15 protein-coding genes are annotated in these 16,066 nt (G+C 64.4%); 13 read left to right on the forward strand and 2 right to left on the reverse strand.

Annotated elements, in window-relative coordinates; translation table 11 throughout:
• Positions 1 to 93 precede the first annotated feature (93 nt).
• Positions 94 to 1,122, reverse strand: coding sequence for a LacI family DNA-binding transcriptional regulator (locus NFH98_RS04980; RefSeq protein ID WP_108449799.1), 1,029 nt, complete (start codon positions 1,120 to 1,122; stop codon positions 94 to 96).
• A 293-nt stretch (positions 1,123 to 1,415) separates the two neighbouring features.
• Here NFH98_RS04980 and NFH98_RS04985 point away from each other — a divergent pair, with 293 nt between their 5' ends.
• The 12 genes from NFH98_RS04985 (at position 1,416) to NFH98_RS05040 (ending at position 13,943) form a co-directional block, all read left to right on the forward strand.
• A complete protein-coding gene (locus NFH98_RS04985; protein WP_108449798.1) occupies positions 1,416 to 1,661 on the forward strand; it encodes a hypothetical protein in 246 nt (81 codons plus the stop codon).
• Between the two features lie 2 nt (positions 1,662 to 1,663).
• Positions 1,664 to 2,830, forward strand: coding sequence for a TRAP transporter substrate-binding protein (locus NFH98_RS04990; RefSeq protein WP_108449797.1), 1,167 nt, complete (start codon positions 1,664 to 1,666; stop codon positions 2,828 to 2,830).
• Positions 2,802 to 3,365: a TRAP transporter small permease gene (locus tag NFH98_RS04995; protein ID WP_083970439.1), complete on the forward strand. Its 564-nt coding sequence runs from the start codon at positions 2,802 to 2,804 to the stop codon at positions 3,363 to 3,365. Before NFH98_RS04990 ends, NFH98_RS04995 begins: the two co-directional genes overlap by 29 nt.
• 20 nt (positions 3,366 to 3,385) lie before the next feature.
• Positions 3,386 to 4,687, forward strand: a complete 1,302-nt coding sequence (locus tag NFH98_RS05000; protein ID WP_231498473.1) for a TRAP transporter large permease — start codon at positions 3,386 to 3,388, stop codon at positions 4,685 to 4,687.
• A gap of 416 nt (positions 4,688 to 5,103) precedes the next feature.
• A complete protein-coding gene (hisD, locus tag NFH98_RS05005; RefSeq protein ID WP_108131471.1) occupies positions 5,104 to 6,417 on the forward strand; it encodes a histidinol dehydrogenase in 1,314 nt (437 codons plus the stop codon).
• Positions 6,418 to 6,419: 2 nt separating this feature from the next.
• Positions 6,420 to 7,181 (forward strand): SDR family NAD(P)-dependent oxidoreductase, encoded by a 762-nt coding sequence (locus NFH98_RS05010; RefSeq protein ID WP_349622302.1) that lies wholly within the window; start codon positions 6,420 to 6,422, stop codon positions 7,179 to 7,181.
• Between the two features lie 15 nt (positions 7,182 to 7,196).
• On the forward strand, positions 7,197 to 8,183 hold the full coding sequence (locus NFH98_RS05015; RefSeq protein ID WP_349622303.1) for an alcohol dehydrogenase catalytic domain-containing protein: 987 nt from the start codon (positions 7,197 to 7,199) through the stop codon (positions 8,181 to 8,183).
• A gap of 544 nt (positions 8,184 to 8,727) precedes the next feature.
• Entirely contained in the window at positions 8,728 to 10,299 is a 1,572-nt protein-coding gene (locus tag NFH98_RS05020) for a Re/Si-specific NAD(P)(+) transhydrogenase subunit alpha (protein ID WP_108131474.1), read from the forward strand.
• Between the two features lie 16 nt (positions 10,300 to 10,315).
• Positions 10,316 to 11,758: an NAD(P)(+) transhydrogenase (Re/Si-specific) subunit beta gene (locus NFH98_RS05025; RefSeq protein WP_045991814.1), complete on the forward strand. Its 1,443-nt coding sequence runs from the start codon at positions 10,316 to 10,318 to the stop codon at positions 11,756 to 11,758.
• 218 nt (positions 11,759 to 11,976) lie between these two features.
• The gene (locus NFH98_RS05030) at positions 11,977 to 13,047 is read left to right on the forward strand and encodes an NAD(P)H-dependent glycerol-3-phosphate dehydrogenase (protein ID WP_045991813.1); all 1,071 of its coding nucleotides are present in this window, start codon (positions 11,977 to 11,979) and stop codon (positions 13,045 to 13,047) included.
• Entirely contained in the window at positions 13,037 to 13,525 is a 489-nt protein-coding gene (gene sixA, locus NFH98_RS05035) for a phosphohistidine phosphatase SixA (RefSeq protein ID WP_222568102.1), read from the forward strand. The genes NFH98_RS05030 and sixA overlap by 11 nt, the downstream gene beginning before the upstream one ends.
• 103 nt (positions 13,526 to 13,628) lie before the next feature.
• The gene (locus NFH98_RS05040; protein WP_045991811.1) at positions 13,629 to 13,943 is read left to right on the forward strand and encodes an antibiotic biosynthesis monooxygenase family protein; all 315 of its coding nucleotides are present in this window, start codon (positions 13,629 to 13,631) and stop codon (positions 13,941 to 13,943) included.
• A 1-nt stretch (position 13,944) separates the two neighbouring features.
• On the opposite strand, the gene NFH98_RS05045 is transcribed toward NFH98_RS05040, so the two are convergent.
• On the reverse strand, positions 13,945 to 14,907 hold the full coding sequence (locus NFH98_RS05045; RefSeq protein ID WP_222515523.1) for an AEC family transporter: 963 nt from the start codon (positions 14,905 to 14,907) through the stop codon (positions 13,945 to 13,947).
• 205 nt (positions 14,908 to 15,112) lie between these two features.
• On the opposite strand from NFH98_RS05045, the gene kdgD reads away from it, so the two are divergent.
• Positions 15,113 to 16,030 carry a 5-dehydro-4-deoxyglucarate dehydratase gene (gene kdgD / locus NFH98_RS05050; protein ID WP_045991809.1) on the forward strand — a complete coding sequence of 306 codons (918 nt, stop codon included), beginning with the start codon at positions 15,113 to 15,115 and terminating at the stop codon, positions 16,028 to 16,030.
• Positions 16,031 to 16,066 lie beyond the last annotated feature (36 nt).

Below are 16,066 nucleotides of genomic sequence, written 5' to 3' on the forward strand. Positions count from 1 at the left end.
GATAGCGTTCGCGGATACAGTTCGCGGATAGCGTGTTAGAACGACTTTCCCGAATAGCTTTGCTGAACGGCTTTATCAGCCAGCTCAGCCACCCTACTGGCCGCGTCCGGCAAGTGGCGGCGCCGTCGATCCCCTTAGCTGGACGCTGGCATCCAGGTGCAGGTCGCTGGGCCGCTCGCGATGGCGAATCCACGTCATCAGGGCGTCGGCGGCATGCACTCCGATGTCACTGGCGGGCACCGAGACGGTGGTCAGCGATGGCGACATGTAGGCCGCCTGGGGCAGGTCGTCGAAGCCGGTGATCGACAGTTCCCGAGGCAGGTCGAGCCCGCGTCGCTTGGCCTCGAGCAGGGCGCCGAAGGCCAGGGTGTCATTGCCGCAAAGCAGCGCCGTGGGCGGGGAGGGCATCTCCAGCAGTCTGGCGCAGGCGTCGGCACCCTCGGCGACACCATACTCCACCACCTCGACGTCCGGCGCCGGGCAACCGGCAGCGGCAATCGCATCGCTGAACCCGTCGAAGCGGGCCCGGGCACGGTCATTGTGTTCATAGGGTGCGGTGACGATGGCGAGGTGGCGGTGGCCCAGGTCGATCAGGTGGCTCGCCAGCTGTCTGGCGGCGCCGCGATTGTCGAAGCCGATACAGGGGGCTTCGGCCTTGTCATGGGTCTGCCAGCTGGTGAGAAAGGGCAGTTGACGCTGGTGCAGCAGACGGTAGGCGTCGGCAAGGTGTTCATGGCCGATCAACACGACGCCGTCCACGCCATGCTGGACCAGCGTCCGCAGCGCCTGCAGTTCGTCCTCGAGGTCGTAGCGGTAGGTGGCCAGCAGCAGACGACAGTCATGCTCCTTGAGGCGCCGCTCCAGGCTGTTGGCCATGGTGCCGAAGATCGGGTTGTCGAGGGTCGGTACCAGCAGACCGATGGCGCCGATGCGGCGCGAGGCCAGTGCACGGGCCGAACCATCCGGCACGTAGCCGAGGCGGCCGACGGCGGCCTCCACTTTCTTTCGCAGGCGGTCGCTGACGTGGGGTGCGCCGTTGAGCACCCGCGAGACAGACGCCGTCGAGACCCCGGCCTCCCGGGCCACATCTTCCAGCAACGCTCTGGTGGGACGATCGTTCATCTGGCCTCTCCTGGGTGGCGCCACCGGTGTGACCCGATCGGCGCCACGGTTGCGGCTAAAGTCGAAGGTCCTTTACAGGATTCTGGCTGGACAAGTCCTATAGAGGAATCTACCTTGAATGGTGCGCCATGTAAGCGCTTACAATTATAGCAGCAGACAGCGTTGATCGTAGTTCACTGCTGCATTTTTGCCTCGTTAGCCTGACCACGGCTTCGAGCGGAGCCGGTCCAGGCTCAGCAAGATCGACAACGACGCGTACCACCAAATACAACGAGAGTCGGGAGTCGCCACCCATGTCCAGGTCGTCTTCGTCCTCAGCCAAGTTGATGTTATGGCTGTCGATATGTCTGTTCGCCGCCTTTTTCATCAACGTCGCCATCCAGCGCTATGTACCGGGAATGTGGGCGCTGGAAGCCGCCTACGAGGCGGTGCTGTTGACGCTCGCTACCGCCTTCTTCGTCTCTGCCTGCCTCAAGTTCGAGGGCAAGGCGCCGTCTGGCGCCGAGCCGGGCACGCCAACCACACAACAAGGACAATGACCATGCGAGATTTCATCACCAATGACAGTGGTGCTCCCAGTCAGCCGGAAAGACGGCTGTTCATGGGCACCGTGGCGAAGTTCGGTTTTACCGCGGCGGTGGTCGGTGCGGTCGGCGGTGCGTTGTTCTCGGAAAGCGCCATGGCGGCCACCGCCAAGGAAGAGTCCGAGCGAGAGAACGCGGCCGAGTCCACCATCGTGCTCGCCACCGGCTATACCCTGGGCGCCTCGCGGGCCTATCCGATCATGCAGCTCAACTTCAAGGAGAACCTGCAGAACTTCTCCGGCGGCCGGCTCTACGTGAAGCTGGCGCCCGGTGGCCAGCTCGCCACCGGCGGGGCGCTGATCTCGATGGTCCAGAACGGCTCCATCGCCATCGCCCAGCATTCGCTGTCCAACCTGTCGTCCTTCGCCCCGGAAGCCGACCTGGTGAACATTCCCTACTGGTGTGGCGAGAACCAGCGTCTGATCAATCTGGTGACCTCGGACGCCTGGCGCGACACCGTTCACCACAAGGTCGAGGAGCGCGGCTTCAAGGTGCTGTCCTATATCTGCATCGACCCGAGGACCGTCGCCGTGCGCGATGGGCTGCTCGATGGCCCGGTGCGGGTCCCCGATGACATCTCCGGCATCAAGTTCCGGGTGCCGTCCTCGCAGATCCTGCAGCAGGTCTATCGACTGGCCGGTGCCAACCCGACGCCGGTGGCCTGGGGCGAGACCTCGTCGGCGATCAAGCAGGGCGTGGCCGATGCCCTCGACCCCAGCGTCCAGGCCCTGCTGGTGTTCGGCTTCACCGACGTGCTGTCGAGCATCTCCACCATCCAGTCGGTGCCGGATGCCCAGGTCTACACCTGCAACAAGGCCTGGTTCGACAGCCTGGATGGCGAGCTTCAGGACGCCGTCATGCAGGCGTCCGATGTCACCTTCCGCGAAAACCTCGCCAAGGTCCCGGCGGCGCGAGCCTACGCCCATGACCAGATGCGCCTGGCCGGCGTCGAGGTCTACTCCCTGAGCGACGAGGAAAAGGCCCAGTGGGTCGAGCGTTGTGGCCATCAGCTGCCCGCCTGGGATGAGACCAAGCGTGAGCTGGCGGGGTCGCTGGAGGCATTCGACAAACTGCTGGCCGCCACGGAGGTGCAAAATGGCTATTTCGTCGACAGCAACGCCTAAGGACACGCGCTGGCGCGCCCTGCGCCTGCGCTGTGACGACGTCGATCGCCGCACCGAGCGCTGGCTGCTGCTGACCTTCTACGCGCTGATCATCCTGACGGTGGCGGTGGAGGTGATTCGTCGCTTCGCCCTCAACTACTCCTCGGTGTGGGGCGAGGAGCTGGCGCGCTATGCCTTTATCTACCTGGCCTGGCTCGCCGCCGCCGCGGCGGTCAGGGACCGCGCCCATATCCGCATCGATGTGCTGATCAACCTGGGCGGGCCTCGCATGAAGCGCCTGGGCTGGTGGATCTCGGATATCGCCACCCTGGTGCTGGCGGTGTGGGCGCTGTACCTGTCGATCGCACCGGTGCTGACATCGATCAACTTCGGTTCGGTCACCGCGGGACTGCGGGTTTCCCAGGCGTTCTTTCTGGCCGCCATCCCGGTGGGCTTTCTGCTGATCGCCTGGCGGGTGGTACAGAGCATGCTGGCGGATATCCGGCGCATGCAACGTGGTGATCCGGTCTTCGATGGCCAGAAGCTCTTCGACTGAGGGGGACCGTCATGGAATTCATGGAACTTCAACAGGCCGCGGCCTCCCTGGACTGGACCTTCTATGCGCCGCTGGCGGCGCTGATCGTGATGATCCTGGTCGGGGTGCCGGTGTGGGTCGCCATCGGTCTCGGCACCCTGGGCATGCTGACCTTTACCGAGACCTTGCCGCTGTCGGTGTTCGGCGAGTCGCTGTTCGAAGGCATCAACGCCTTTGCGCTGATCGCGGTGCCGCTGTTTATCCTGACCGGTGATGCCCTGGTGCGCTCGGGGCTTTCCGGCAAGTTGCTGGATGTGGCCGAGGCCAGCGTCGGCGGGCTCAAGACCGGCCTTGGCAGCTCGACGACGCTGGGCTGCGGCTTCTTTGCCTGCATCTCCGGTTCGGACGCGGCGGGTGCCGCGGCGGTGGGGCGCATGACCATTCCCCGGCTGGTGGAGCGCGGCTATCCGTTGCCGGCGGCCTGTGCGCTGGTGGCCTCCGGTGCCTGCACCGGCATCCTGATCCCGCCATCGATCGCCTATATCGTGATGGGCCTGGTGCTGGGCATGTCCGCCTCGACGCTGTTTCTGGCGGCGGCGATCCCCGGGGTGATGGTGATGATCTCGGTCATGGCCACCAATATGGTGCTCAATCGCATCTACGGCTTCGAAGGCGATCGCGAGCGTTTCTCCTGGCGACGCTGGATCGACACCGTATGGGACGCCCGCTGGGCGCTGTTCGTACCGGTGGTGATCCTGGGCGGCATCTACACCGGCATCTTCACTCCTACCGAGGCGGCATCGGTGGCCGTGGTGGTGGTGGTCATCATCGGCCTGCGCCAGGGCCGCCTGACGCTGGGTGACATTCCGCGCATGCTGGAGAGCTCGGCGCGGGTGTGCGGCGTCATCGTGCCGATCATCGCGGTGTCCCTGCCGCTGGCGCAGAGCCTGGCCAGCCTCGATATCCCCCAGACCCTGGTCAGCGGAATCAGCGGTGTCACCGACGCCCCCTGGCTGATGATCCTGATGATGATCGGCATTCTGGTGCTGGCTGGCTGCGTGATGGAAACCACCCCCAACATCGTCATCCTGGCGCCGCTGCTGCTGCCACTGGCGCTGGAGGCGGGGATGAACGAGTTCCACTTCGCGATCCTGATGGTCACCACCCTGGGCCTGGGCTTCATCACGCCACCGCTGGGACTCAACCTGTTCGTGGTGTCCGGCTTGACCCGCTGTTCGGTCCTGTCGATCGCTCGCTACGCGCTGCCGTTCGTGCTGGGGATGCTGATCGTGGTGTTGATGATCGCTTATTTGCCTTGGTTGTCGACCTGGGCGATAGGGTAGGGCTCGTCTGAAAAGTGCCTGCGCTCGGTAATACGGCGTTAAAAATCGGATCAAAATGCTCATTTACACCCCGTAAACTGCGCTTTCTCACCGATTTTTGCCTTGTCTAACCTTCGCTCGTCGACTTTTCGGACTGAGCCCAGGGAGAGGTTGGGGGAGAGCTGTCTTCCCCCTTTTTTCAACGGATTTGTAAGCGCTTACAAAAGTGTAGACGTAAAGATACGAAGCGAGGGCGAGGGCGAGGGCGACGCTAGGCGACTGGCCGGCCCACGCCTCGACAGAGCAACGCTCACCAAAACAACGACGCCGTCGGCGCATCACGGCCGAGTCGACGGCATACCCTAGGCACTGCGCATGCTCAAGACTCAAGCATGTGTGGCGACCGATACCGGCCGATGACCTCAAGGAGACTCAACATGGCGATTCACTACTACAAGCAAGCCGACAAGAATGCCTCCAGCAACGACACCCAGACCCATGAAGTCGTCTCGCGCATGCTCGCCGAGATCGAGGCTGGGGGAGAGGCCAAGGCGCGGGAATACTGTCGTGAACTCGACGGCTGGGAAGGCGACGTCATCGTCAGCCGTGACCAGATCGAGGCGGCCAGGGAGAAGGTCCCCGAGCAGCTCAAGCAGGATATCCACTTCGCCTATGAGCGCGTCAGCCGGTTTGCCGCCGCCCAGCGCGACAGTATCCAGGGCTTCGAGACCGAGCTGTCGCCGGGCCTGTTCGCCGGGCAGAAGCTGATCCCGATGGAGACCGCCGGTTGCTACGTGCCAGGTGGGCGCTACGCGCATATTGCCTCGGCGATCATGAGCGTAGCCACCGCCAAGGTGGCCGGGGTCAAGAACGTGGTGGCCTGTTCGGTGCCGCGGGACGAGAACGGCATCCACCCGGCCATCCTGTATGCGATGGATCTCGCCGGTGCCGACGTCATCCTGCAGATGGGCGGGGTTCAGGGCATCGCCTCCATGGCCTTTGGACTGTTCACCGGCAAGCCCGCCGACATTCTGGTCGGCCCGGGCAACCGCTTCGTCGCCGAGTCCAAGCGTCAGTTGTTCGGACGCTGCGGCATCGACATGTTTGCCGGGCCCACCGAGATCGGCATCATCGCCGATCACAGCGCCGATCCCGATATCGTGGTCGAGGACCTGGTCGGCCAGGCCGAGCACGGCCCGGATTCGCCGGCCTGGCTGTTCACCACCTCGCGTGAATTGGCCGAAGCGGTGGATCAGCGCATCCAGGCGCGCATCGATGACCTGCCGGAAACCCAGCGCAAGGCCGCCGACGCCGCCTGGCGCGACTACGGCGAGATCATCGTCTGCGATACCCGGGAGGAAGCCGTCGAGGTCAGCGATCGTTATGCCTCCGAACATCTGGAACTGCAGGTGGAGGATCTGGACTGGTGGATGGAGCGCCTCAACAGCTACGGCTCGCTGTTCGTCGGCGAGGAGGCTTCGGTGGCGTTCGGCGACAAGTGTTCGGGCACCAATCATATCCTCCCGACCAAGGGGGCGGCGCGTTACACCGGCGGGCTGTGCGCCCAGAAGTTCCTCAAGATCGTGACCTACCAGCGCCAGAGCCGCGAGGCCACCCGCACCGTAGCCGCCACCGCCGCCAGGCTGTCGCGCTGCGAGGGCATGGAAGGCCATGCCCGTACCGGCGATATCCGTCTGGCCAAGTACTATCCGGATGAGCGCTTTGTGCTGGCGGTGGAAGAGGATGTATGACCATGCGTCCCGATTTTGACCTCGACGGACGGGTGGCGCTGGTCACCGGGGGCAGCAGCGGGCTGGGTCTTGCCATCGGCGAGGCACTGGCGGCGAGCGGCGCCCGGGTGGTGCTGGCCGCCAGGCGTCAGGACGCGCTGGATGCGGGAGTGGAGCGGATTCGGAGCATGGGCGGCCAGGCGGCCGCCCTCAGCGCCGACCTGGCCGACGCCAGGGGCCTTGATGAGGTGGCACGTCGCGCTACCGAAGCGTTTGGCGATCCCCAGGTTGTGGTCAACGCCGCCGGGGTGAACCTGCGCCAGCCGGCAGAAGAGGTCGATCTGGCCTCGTGGGAGCTGACCCTGCAGCTCCACCTGGGCACGCCGTTCTTTCTGTCACGGGCGCTGGTGCCGGGGATGCGCGCGGCGGGCTACGGTCGCATCATCAACCTGGCCTCGCTGCAGTCTAGTCGTGCCTTTCCCGACAGCGCCCCCTACGGGGCCGGCAAGGGGGGTATCGCCCAGCTGACCCGCGCCATGGCCGAGGCCTGGTCGCGCCACGGTATCAACGCCAATGCGCTGGCGCCGGGATTCTTTCCTACCGAGCTGACCTCACCGGTGTTCGACGATGCGGCCAGGTCCGAGGCGCTGGCGCGCCAGACCGCCATCGGCCGTAACGGAAGGCTTGAGGATATCGCGGGACCAGCGGTATTCCTGGCGTCCCCGGCCTCGGCCTACGTCACCGGCCAGATCCTTCACGTCGATGGCGGCTTTACCGCCAAGTGATTCAGGAGACTCACCATGCAAGCCTTGTTCTACGTCGGTCGCGAGCAGATGGAGATGCGTGGCACCGAGCCCGAGCCGCTCAAGCCGGGGGAGTCGCGGGTGCAGGTGGAGGCCACCGGCATCTGCGGTTCCGACCTGCATGCCTACCATGGCCATGATCCCCGGCGGGTGCCGCCGATGATCCTGGGCCACGAGGTCGCGGGACGGGTGGTCGAGGGTGCCTGGAAGGGCAAGCGGGTCACCATGAACCCGCTGATCGTCTGCGGCCACTGCGAGTACTGCCAGGCCGGGCGCCAGAATCTATGCGAGAACCGCAGCATGATCGGCATGAATCGCCCCGGCAGCTTCGCCGAGACGGTCAACATCGCCGATCACAGCCTGATCGAGCTGCCACAGACGCTCAGCGCCGAGATCGCCGCCATGACCGAGCCGGTGGCGACCGCAGTGCATGGTATTCACCGCCTGGAGCGGGTGCTCGATCGCCCGCTGGCGGAGTCCCGGGTGCTGGTGATCGGTGCCGGCGCCATCGGCCTGATGACCGCCTTGATCCTGCGCCAGCGCGGGGTGCGCTCGCTGCGTATCGCCGATCTCAACCCGCTGCGCCGGGAGGCGGCGCTAAGGGTCGGGCTCGAGGCCTTCGACCCGCGCGAAGCGCCGCCCCGGGCCGACTCGGTGGAAGCGGTGTTCGACTGTGTGGGAGCTGGCCCCACGCGCAAGATGGCGGTGGCCTCGGCTAGTCCTGGTGGCGCCATCATGCACCTTGGTCTGCAGGACAACGATGGGGTCACGGATACCCGCGCCATCACCTTGAAGGAGCTGAGTTTTCTTGGTGCCTACACCTACAGCTTCGGTGATCTTCGCGCTGCCGTCGCACTGCTCGACGCCGGTGCGCTGGGGGAGCTGTCCTGGGTCGAGAAGCGGCCTCTGGCCGAGGGGCCGGCCGCCTTCGAGGAGCTGGCAAGCGGGCGCAGCGCCGCCGCCAAGGTCATTCTGTATCCGTAAGGGCCGCGTTGGCACCGAGCAGCGCTTTGAACAGGCGATGTCGAGTGGACGCGCTGTGCGTCGCCTGTTGCTTCACCAGCGCTTTTGCCAGCGCTATCTGTCATCCTTTTGCCAGTCCTGTCGCCAGCGCTATCTGTCATCCTTTCGGCTATCTTCTGGGTTCATCCGGTCGGCAAGGTGGCGCAGATGTTCGACGTTTTTTCTGAGCGAATAAATAGCTGAGTGAGCGCTTGTTCAATCGTGAAAGGGCGGTCGACCTCAGGCTGCATTTTCCGTTGTTGTTCGCTGGAGGTTGCCTTCAGGGTGTGATCACGCCGCCAGGCCGGGCACGCCGGGCCTGGGAGGCTCGGAAGGGCATAAGGTTACACCCCGCTTCGTGTCGGTTCTCTTAATGGATTCAGGTGGTTGCTTTCACATTGCAGTGCACAAATTACTGGCGATCCCCTCTTGTGCAGACTAGCCACAAGAGGTAACACTGGTAGGAATGACAACAAGAAACCATAACAAGCAATCGTAATAACGTTGGCCACATGGGAGATCCATCGTGAAGATAGGAGCACCAAGGGAGCGGCATAAGGGCGAGGCGCGTGTCGCGCTGACGCCCGAGAGCGCCGGACACATTCAGAAGCTGGGTCACGAGTGCCTGATCGAGACGGGCGCAGGTGAGCTTGCCGGCTTTACCGACGCCGCCTATGAAGAGGCCGGTGTCACTATCGTCGACAGCATGGAGGCGGTATTCGAGCAGGCCGACGTGGTCGTCAAGGTGCGCGAGCCACAGAAGGAAGAGTCCGACCTGCTGCGCCAGGGCCAGACCCTGATCAGCTTCTTCTGGCCGGCCCAGAACGAGGAGATGCTCGAGACCTGCAAGGACAAGGGTGCCAGCGTCGTCGCCATGGACATGGTGCCGCGGATTTCCCGCGCCCAGAAGATGGATGCGCTGTCCTCCACCGCCAACATCGCCGGCTATCGCGCGGTGATCGAGGCAGGCAACCAGTTCGGGCGCTTCTTCACCGGTCAGGTCACCGCCGCGGGCAAGGTGCCGCCGGCCAAGGTGCTGATCATCGGTGCCGGCGTTGCCGGTCTTGCCGCCATCGGTACCGCCACCAGCCTTGGTGCGGTGGTGCGTGCCTTCGACGTGCGCCCCGAGGTTTCCGAGCAGATCGAGTCCATGGGCGCCGAGTTCCTGTTCCTCGATTTCGAGGACTCCCAGGACGGCTCCGAAAGCGGTGGCTATGCGGCGCCCTCCAGCCCCGAATTCCGCGAAAAGCAGCTCGAGCTGTTCCGTCAGCAGGCCCCCGAGGTGGATATCGTCATCACCACCGCCCTGATCCCCGGACGCCCGGCTCCCAAGCTGTGGCTCGAGGACATGGTCAAGGCGATGAAGCCTGGCTCTGTGGTGGTCGACCTGGCCGCCGAGAAGGGCGGCAACTGCGACCTGACCAAGCCTGATGAGCGCGTGGTCACCGACAACGGCGTCATCGTGGTCGGCTATACCGACTTCCCGTCGCGCATGGCTACCCAGTCGTCGCTGCTGTACTCGACCAATATCCGTCACATGCTGACCGATCTGACGCCGGAGAAGGACGGCAAGATCGTTCACGACATGGAAGACGATGTGATCCGTGGCGCTACCGTCACCCACCAGGGTGAGGTCACCTTTCCGCCGCCTCCGCCCAAGGTCAAGGCCATCGCCGCGGCCAAGCCGAAGCCCAAGGAGAAGGAGCCGACACCGGAGGAGCGCAAGGCTGCCGAACACGCTGCCTTCATGAAGCAGACCAAGAGCCAGGTCACCATGCTGGCGGTCGGCGGCATCGTCATGGGGCTGCTCGGTCTGGTGGCGCCGGCGTCCTTCATGCAGCACCTTATCGTCTTCGCGCTGGCCTGCTTCGTCGGTTTTCAGGTCATCTGGAACGTCAGTCACTCTCTGCACACGCCGCTGATGGCGGTGACCAATGCGATTTCCGGGATCATCATCCTCGGTGCCGTGCTCCAGGTGGGTTCGGGTAGCTGGTTGGTCGCCTTGCTGGCGGGCATCTCGGTGCTGATCGCTTCCATCAACGTCGTGGGTGGCTTCCTGGTGACACGCCGGATGCTGGCCATGTTCCAGAAGTCCTGAACCGCGGAGAGACGAAATGCTAGGACAACAATTCGTAACCGCCGCGGCGATCGCGGCGAGTGTGCTGTTCATCCTCTCGCTGGGGGGACTGAGCAATCAGGAAAAGGCCAAGCGCGCGGTGTGGTACGGCATCGTCGGTATGGGCCTGGCGGTGTTCTCCGTCATGCTCGGCCCGAACATCGGCAACTACTGGCTGATGATCCCCTTGATGATCGTCGGTGCCGTGGTCGGCACCATGGTGGCTAAGCGGGTCGAGATGACCCAGATGCCGCAGCTGGTGGCGGCGCTGCACTCCTTCGTCGGTCTGGCGGCGGTGTTCGTCGGCTGGAACGCCGAGATGGAACGTGCCCGGGTGCTGGCGCTGAAGGCGGCCGGTGAGTCCCTCGACGGCCTGTCGGCGTTCGCCGCTACTCTGGCCTACAAGACACCTGCCGAGCTGACCTTCCTGCAGGTCGAGGTGGTGCTGGGCGTGTTCATCGGTGCGGTGACCTTCACCGGCTCGGTGATCGCCTTCGGCAAGCTGGCCGGCAAGATCGACGGCAAGCCGAAGAAGTACCCCGGCGGTCATGCCCTGAACGCCGGTGCGGCGATTCTCTCGCTGGTGCTGGCCATCGCCTACCTCAACGGTGCCGGCTTCTGGACACTGTTGCTGATCGCTCTGCTCGCCTTCTTCATCGGCTGGCACCTGATCCTCGGCATCGGCGGCGCCGACATGCCGGTGGTGGTGTCGATGCTCAACAGCTACTCGGGCTGGGCCGCGGCCGCTATCGGCTTCACCCTGTCCAATGACCTGCTGATCGTCACCGGTGCGCTGGTGGGCTCCTCCGGTGCCATCCTGTCGTACATCATGTGCAAGGCGATGAACCGCAACTTCGTCAGCGTCATCCTCGGTGGCTTCGGCGGTACCCAGGGGCCGGCCCAGGAGATCGAGGGCGAGCAGGTGTCGATCGACGCCGGTGGCGTCAGCAGCGCCCTCAACGACGCCGACAGCGTGATTATCGTGCCGGGGTATGGCATGGCGGTGGCCCAGGCCCAGAACGCGGTCAGCGAACTGGTGCGCAAGCTGCGCTCCGCCGGCAAGGAGGTGCGCTTCGGCATCCACCCGGTGGCAGGTCGTCTGCCGGGTCACATGAACGTGCTGTTGGCCGAGGCCAAGGTACCCTACGATATCGTGCTGGAGATGGACGAGATCAATGATGACTTCGCTTCCACCGACGTGGTCATCATCATCGGCTCCAACGACATCGTGAACCCGGCCGCCCAGGAAGACCCCAACAGCCCCATCGCCGGCATGCCGGTGCTCAAGGTGTGGGAGTCCAAGCAGGTGTTCGTGTGCAAGCGTGGTCAGGGAACCGGCTACTCTGGCATCGAGAACCCGCTGTTCTTCAAGGAGAACACCCGGATGTTCTACGGCGATGCCCGGGCCAGTATCGATTCGCTGATTCCGCTGATCGACTGAACTGAGCTGCGTGTAGTACAGGGCTCCTCTTTCGAGGGGCCCGACGACGCCCCTGTTTAAAGGGGCCCGAAGACGCCCCTGTTTAAAGGGGCCCGACGACGCCCCTTTCGGGGGCGTTGCTCGTTGTGGCACCAGGTCAGTCAAAGTGGCGACGAGATCCCTCGTCGTGACGTCAGATTCGGTACAATCCACCAAGACTCATCGACTGCGGAGCAAGCATGACCGACATGGACACCAGGGTGGCGGTGCTGGGGGGCGGGAGCTTCGGCACCGCGCTGGCCAGCATCGCCGCCGATAACGGCTTCCACGTGCGCCAATGGCTCAGGGACGGCGCGCTGGTGGAAAGCATCAATCGTGATCATCGCAATCCGCGCTACCTGCCCGACTACGCCATCAACCCCAGGGTCGAGGCGTCCACCGAACTTGAGTGGGTGCTCGAGGAGGCCATCCTGGTGCTGGTGGCGATTCCCTCCAAGGCCTTCGCCGAGGTGGTGCGTCAGGCACGTCCCTGGCTCAAGCCCGAGCAGATTCTGGTCAGCACCACCAAGGGTATCCAGGAGGATGGCTTCAAGCTGATGAGCCAGATCCTCGAGGACGAGACGGGGTTTGCCCACGTGGGCGTGCTGTCCGGGCCCAACCTGGCCTCCGAGGTGGCCCAGAAGCAGCTCACCGCCACGGTGATCGCCAGCCACGACGCCGAGACGAGATCCCGCGTGCAGGCGGCGCTGGGCTGTGACTATTTCCGCGTCTACGCCAGCAATGACCGCTACGGGGTCGAGCTTGGCGGAGCGCTCAAGAACATCTACGCCATCGCCGCCGGCATGGCGGCGGCGCTGGGCATGGGCGAGAATACCCGCAGCATGCTGATGACCCGTGCGCTGGCCGAGATGAGCCGCTTTGCCGTATCCCAGGGCGCCAATCCGATGACCTTCCTGGGGCTGGCCGGCGTCGGCGACCTGATCGTGACCTGCTCGTCGGAACTGTCGCGCAACTATCGCGTCGGCTTCGCGATGGGCAAGGGTCAGAGCCTGGACGAGGCGGTGGCGTCTCTCGGCCAGGTGGCCGAAGGGGTCAATACCGTCAAGCTGGTGCGCGACAAGGCCGATGCCGAAGGCGTCTACATGCCGTTGGCGGAAGGGCTCTATCAGGTGTTGTTTCGCGGCGTGCCGGCCCGTGACATGGCCAAGCTGCTGATGCGCGGCGAGCAGAGCAGCGACGTCGAGTTCGTGCTCCCCCGCGAGGACGTCAAGCAGGACCGGCGACAGACGGAGGCCAAGAATGGCGGATAGACTCTGGATCATGCGTCACGGCGAGGCCACTCCGGGCTTTCCCGACGAGGCGCGCAGGCTGACCACCCGCGGCGAGGACGAAGCTCGCGCCATGGGCCGCTGGCTGGCGAGTCGTGACGACATCGACTTGGGCCGGCTCAAGGTGCTGGCCAGTCCCTACGTGCGTGCCCAGCAGACCGCCGCCCTGGTGCTGGAAGCACTGCCGGACGAGGTGAGTCTCGATACCCTGGACATCATCACCCCCGACGATTCCCCCGAGGCCGTGGTGGACTGGCTGACGCTGGAAAGCGACGAGGGCCCGCTGCTGCTGGTCAGTCATATGCCGCTGGTCGCGGCCCTGACCGGGCTGCTGGCGGAGGGCAGGGCAGGGGCCGGGGTGGGCTTTGTCACCGCGGCAATCGCCGAACTGGAGGCCGATGTCAGAGCCGCTGGTTGTGCGCGGCTGGTGGGCATGACCACGCCATCGTCACTTCGCTGACCCTGACCGCAGTGGTTGGCGTGGTGCAAGCGACGTGTCTGCCATATTTCGCACTCGATAGAACGGGCCCGTCACTGGCGGGCTTTCACCTGAAGGGACGCCCATGAGTTTTTTCGTCAACAACCGCATCTTCGTCAATCCGGGCTTTGAGGACGAGTTCGAAGAGCGCTTTCGCCGTCGCGCCGGAGAGATCGACAAGCAGCCGGGCTTTGTCGCCATGCGTGTGCTGAGGCCACTGGGCAACCAGGCGCCCTACGTGGTGGAGACCCAGTGGGAGAGCCAGGCGGCGTTTCGTGCCTGGGTCGGCAGCGATGACTTCAAGCGTGCCCATGCCAACCCGCTGCCGGCAGAGGCCACCCGCGAGGGCGGCGGTATCGAGCAGTTCGAGGTGGTCGAGGGGACTGAAGCCAAGGGCTGAACTAGATCAGCCCGTTGAGCCGCAGGGCGAAGACACCCACCGTCACGCTGATGCTGGCCACCAGGGTGGTCAGGGCGATGATATTGGCCGTCAGGATCTCATCGCCGCCCATGGCCTTGGCCATGACAAAGGCCGCCGCCGCGGTGGGGCTTGCGAAGAACAGAAACAGCACGCCCAGCTCGGCACCACGAAAGCCAAGCCCCAGCGCCGCCAGGGTGGCCACCAGCGGGATCACCACCATCTTGGCGAGGCTTGCGCTGACGGCGGTGCGATAGCTGGTCTTGAGCGCCCGGGTGGAGATGGTGGCGCCGATGCAGATCAGCGCCAGCGGCAGGGTCAAGGAGGCAAAGTAGTCACCGGTGGTCTCGATCCACTCGGGCAGGCTGACCTGCAGCGCCGCCAGGGGCGTGGCGACCACCACCGCCAGGATCAGCGGATTGGTCAGGATATGGCGGAAGATGCTGTTCCAGTCGATGGCCTTGCGCCGGCCGTCCTCGTCCAGTTGGTAGGCCGCCAGCACCACCACCGACAGCACGTTGTAGCAGAGAATTACCACCCCCAGCAGCAGACTCCCCAGCGATAGCCCTACCTCGCCGTACATGCCGTGGGCGAGTGCCAGGCCGACCACTCCGCAGTTGCCGCGAAAGGCGCCCTGGACATAGACCCCGCGCTGGTGACGCTTCACCCGAAGCGCAGCGTAGCCCCAGGCGAGCACGAAGCTTGCAATGGTGGCCAGTGCGAAGAAGGCCAGCATCCAGGGGTTCAGGGTGCGTTCCAGATCGGCGCGGATCAGGCTGAGAAAGAGCATGGCCGGCAGGGTGGCGCGAAACACCAGTCGCGACGCCGTATTGACGAAGGCCTGATCGATCCAGCCGAGTCGCTTGAGCGCAATGCCGATAAACACCATGGCAAACACCGGCAGGCTGATGTTGAGCGTCGACAGGAAGACATCGATCAATGACATGGGCGCGCTGTGAAGCCTCTTGATGGTGGCGCCGGGTCGTCCACAAGGGATCAGAGAGGTGCGCCTTGAACTTTGGTCTCAATTTACCATAGCGTCCCTTGTCAGTCCTGAAACAAGTCGCTAACTTGTACTTTGTATGATGTATGACATGACGGGGAGTCGAAACCCTCATGTCCGTTCACGACGAAGACAGGAGGACGTTTCGGTGAAATTTTCCCATGCACAGGTCAAGCAGGCGATCAGCGATGGTCTGCTGTCCTTTCCGGTCACGGACTTCGACGCCGAAGGACGTTTCGACGCCGAGAGTTATCGCGCGCGTCTCGAGTGGTTCATCAGTCACGAGATTTCGGCGGTGTTCGTCGCCGGTGGCACCGGCGAGTTCTTCAGCCTGTCGCTGGAAGAATTCCGCGCGATCGTCCGTCTGGCCGTGGAAGTCGTCGATGGCAAGCTGCCGGTGATCGCCAGCGCCGGTCTGAGCGTGGCCACCGGTTCCGAGTTCGCCCGCATCGCCGAGGAAGAGGGCGCCGACGGTATCTTGCTGATGCCGCCTTACCTGACAGAGTGTCCCCAGGACGGCCTGGTGGAATACGCCAGCCGGATCTGTCAGTCCACCAGCGTCAGCGTGATCTACTACAACCGTGGCAACGGCGTGCTCAACGCTCAGTCCGCCAAGCGGCTGGCCGACGCCAACCCCAACCTGGTGGGACTCAAGGACGGCAAGGGCGACATGCAGGCGCTCAACCGCGTGATCAAGACCGTCGGCGATCGACTGGCTTACGTCGGTGGCGTGCCCACCGCCGAGATCATCGCCGAGGCCTACCTGGCGGTGGGCGTAAACACCTACTCCAGCGCGGTGTTCAACTTCGTGCCGGACATGGCGGTGACCTTCTACAAGGCCCTGCGTGCCGGCGACAGCGACACCGTGCGCAAGATCTCCCGCGAGTTCTTCCTGCCCTTTGTCGCCCTGCGTGACCACAAGGCAGGCTACGCCGTCAGCCTGATCAAGGCCGGCACCGACCTGATCGGCCGTCCGTCCGGCGCGGTGCGTGCCCCGCTGGAAATGCCAAGCGATGATGAGCGCAAGCAGCTCGAGCAGCTGATCGAGCGCGCCCGTTCCTTCTGACCGAGGGCGGTCGCTAGCGCTACGGTGTAGACCGCC

This window comes from Halomonas sp. H33-56, from assembly GCF_040147035.1.
Lineage (GTDB): Bacteria > Pseudomonadota > Gammaproteobacteria > Pseudomonadales > Halomonadaceae > Halomonas > Halomonas litopenaei.

Coding starts and splice junctions, on each gene's coding strand:
- NFH98_RS05000 (WP_231498473.1), top strand. CDS start 3,386: ATGGAACTTCAACAGGCCGCGGCCTCCCTGGACTGGACCTTCTATGCG.
- NFH98_RS04985 (WP_108449798.1), top strand. CDS start 1,416: ATGTCCAGGTCGTCTTCGTCCTCAGCCAAGTTGATGTTATGGCTGTCG.
- NFH98_RS04990 (WP_108449797.1), top strand. CDS start 1,664: ATGCGAGATTTCATCACCAATGACAGTGGTGCTCCCAGTCAGCCGGAA.
- NFH98_RS04995 (WP_083970439.1), top strand. CDS start 2,802: ATGGCTATTTCGTCGACAGCAACGCCTAAGGACACGCGCTGGCGCGCC.
- NFH98_RS05015 (WP_349622303.1), top strand. CDS start 7,197: ATGCAAGCCTTGTTCTACGTCGGTCGCGAGCAGATGGAGATGCGTGGC.
- NFH98_RS04980 (WP_108449799.1), bottom strand. CDS start 1,122: ATGAACGATCGTCCCACCAGAGCGTTGCTGGAAGATGTGGCCCGGGAG.
- NFH98_RS05025 (WP_045991814.1), top strand. CDS start 10,316: ATGCTAGGACAACAATTCGTAACCGCCGCGGCGATCGCGGCGAGTGTG.
- NFH98_RS05040 (WP_045991811.1), top strand. CDS start 13,629: ATGAGTTTTTTCGTCAACAACCGCATCTTCGTCAATCCGGGCTTTGAG.
- NFH98_RS05045 (WP_222515523.1), bottom strand. CDS start 14,907: ATGTCATTGATCGATGTCTTCCTGTCGACGCTCAACATCAGCCTGCCG.
- sixA (WP_222568102.1), top strand. CDS start 13,037: ATGGCGGATAGACTCTGGATCATGCGTCACGGCGAGGCCACTCCGGGC.
- hisD (WP_108131471.1), top strand. CDS start 5,104: ATGGCGATTCACTACTACAAGCAAGCCGACAAGAATGCCTCCAGCAAC.
- NFH98_RS05030 (WP_045991813.1), top strand. CDS start 11,977: ATGACCGACATGGACACCAGGGTGGCGGTGCTGGGGGGCGGGAGCTTC.
- NFH98_RS05010 (WP_349622302.1), top strand. CDS start 6,420: ATGCGTCCCGATTTTGACCTCGACGGACGGGTGGCGCTGGTCACCGGG.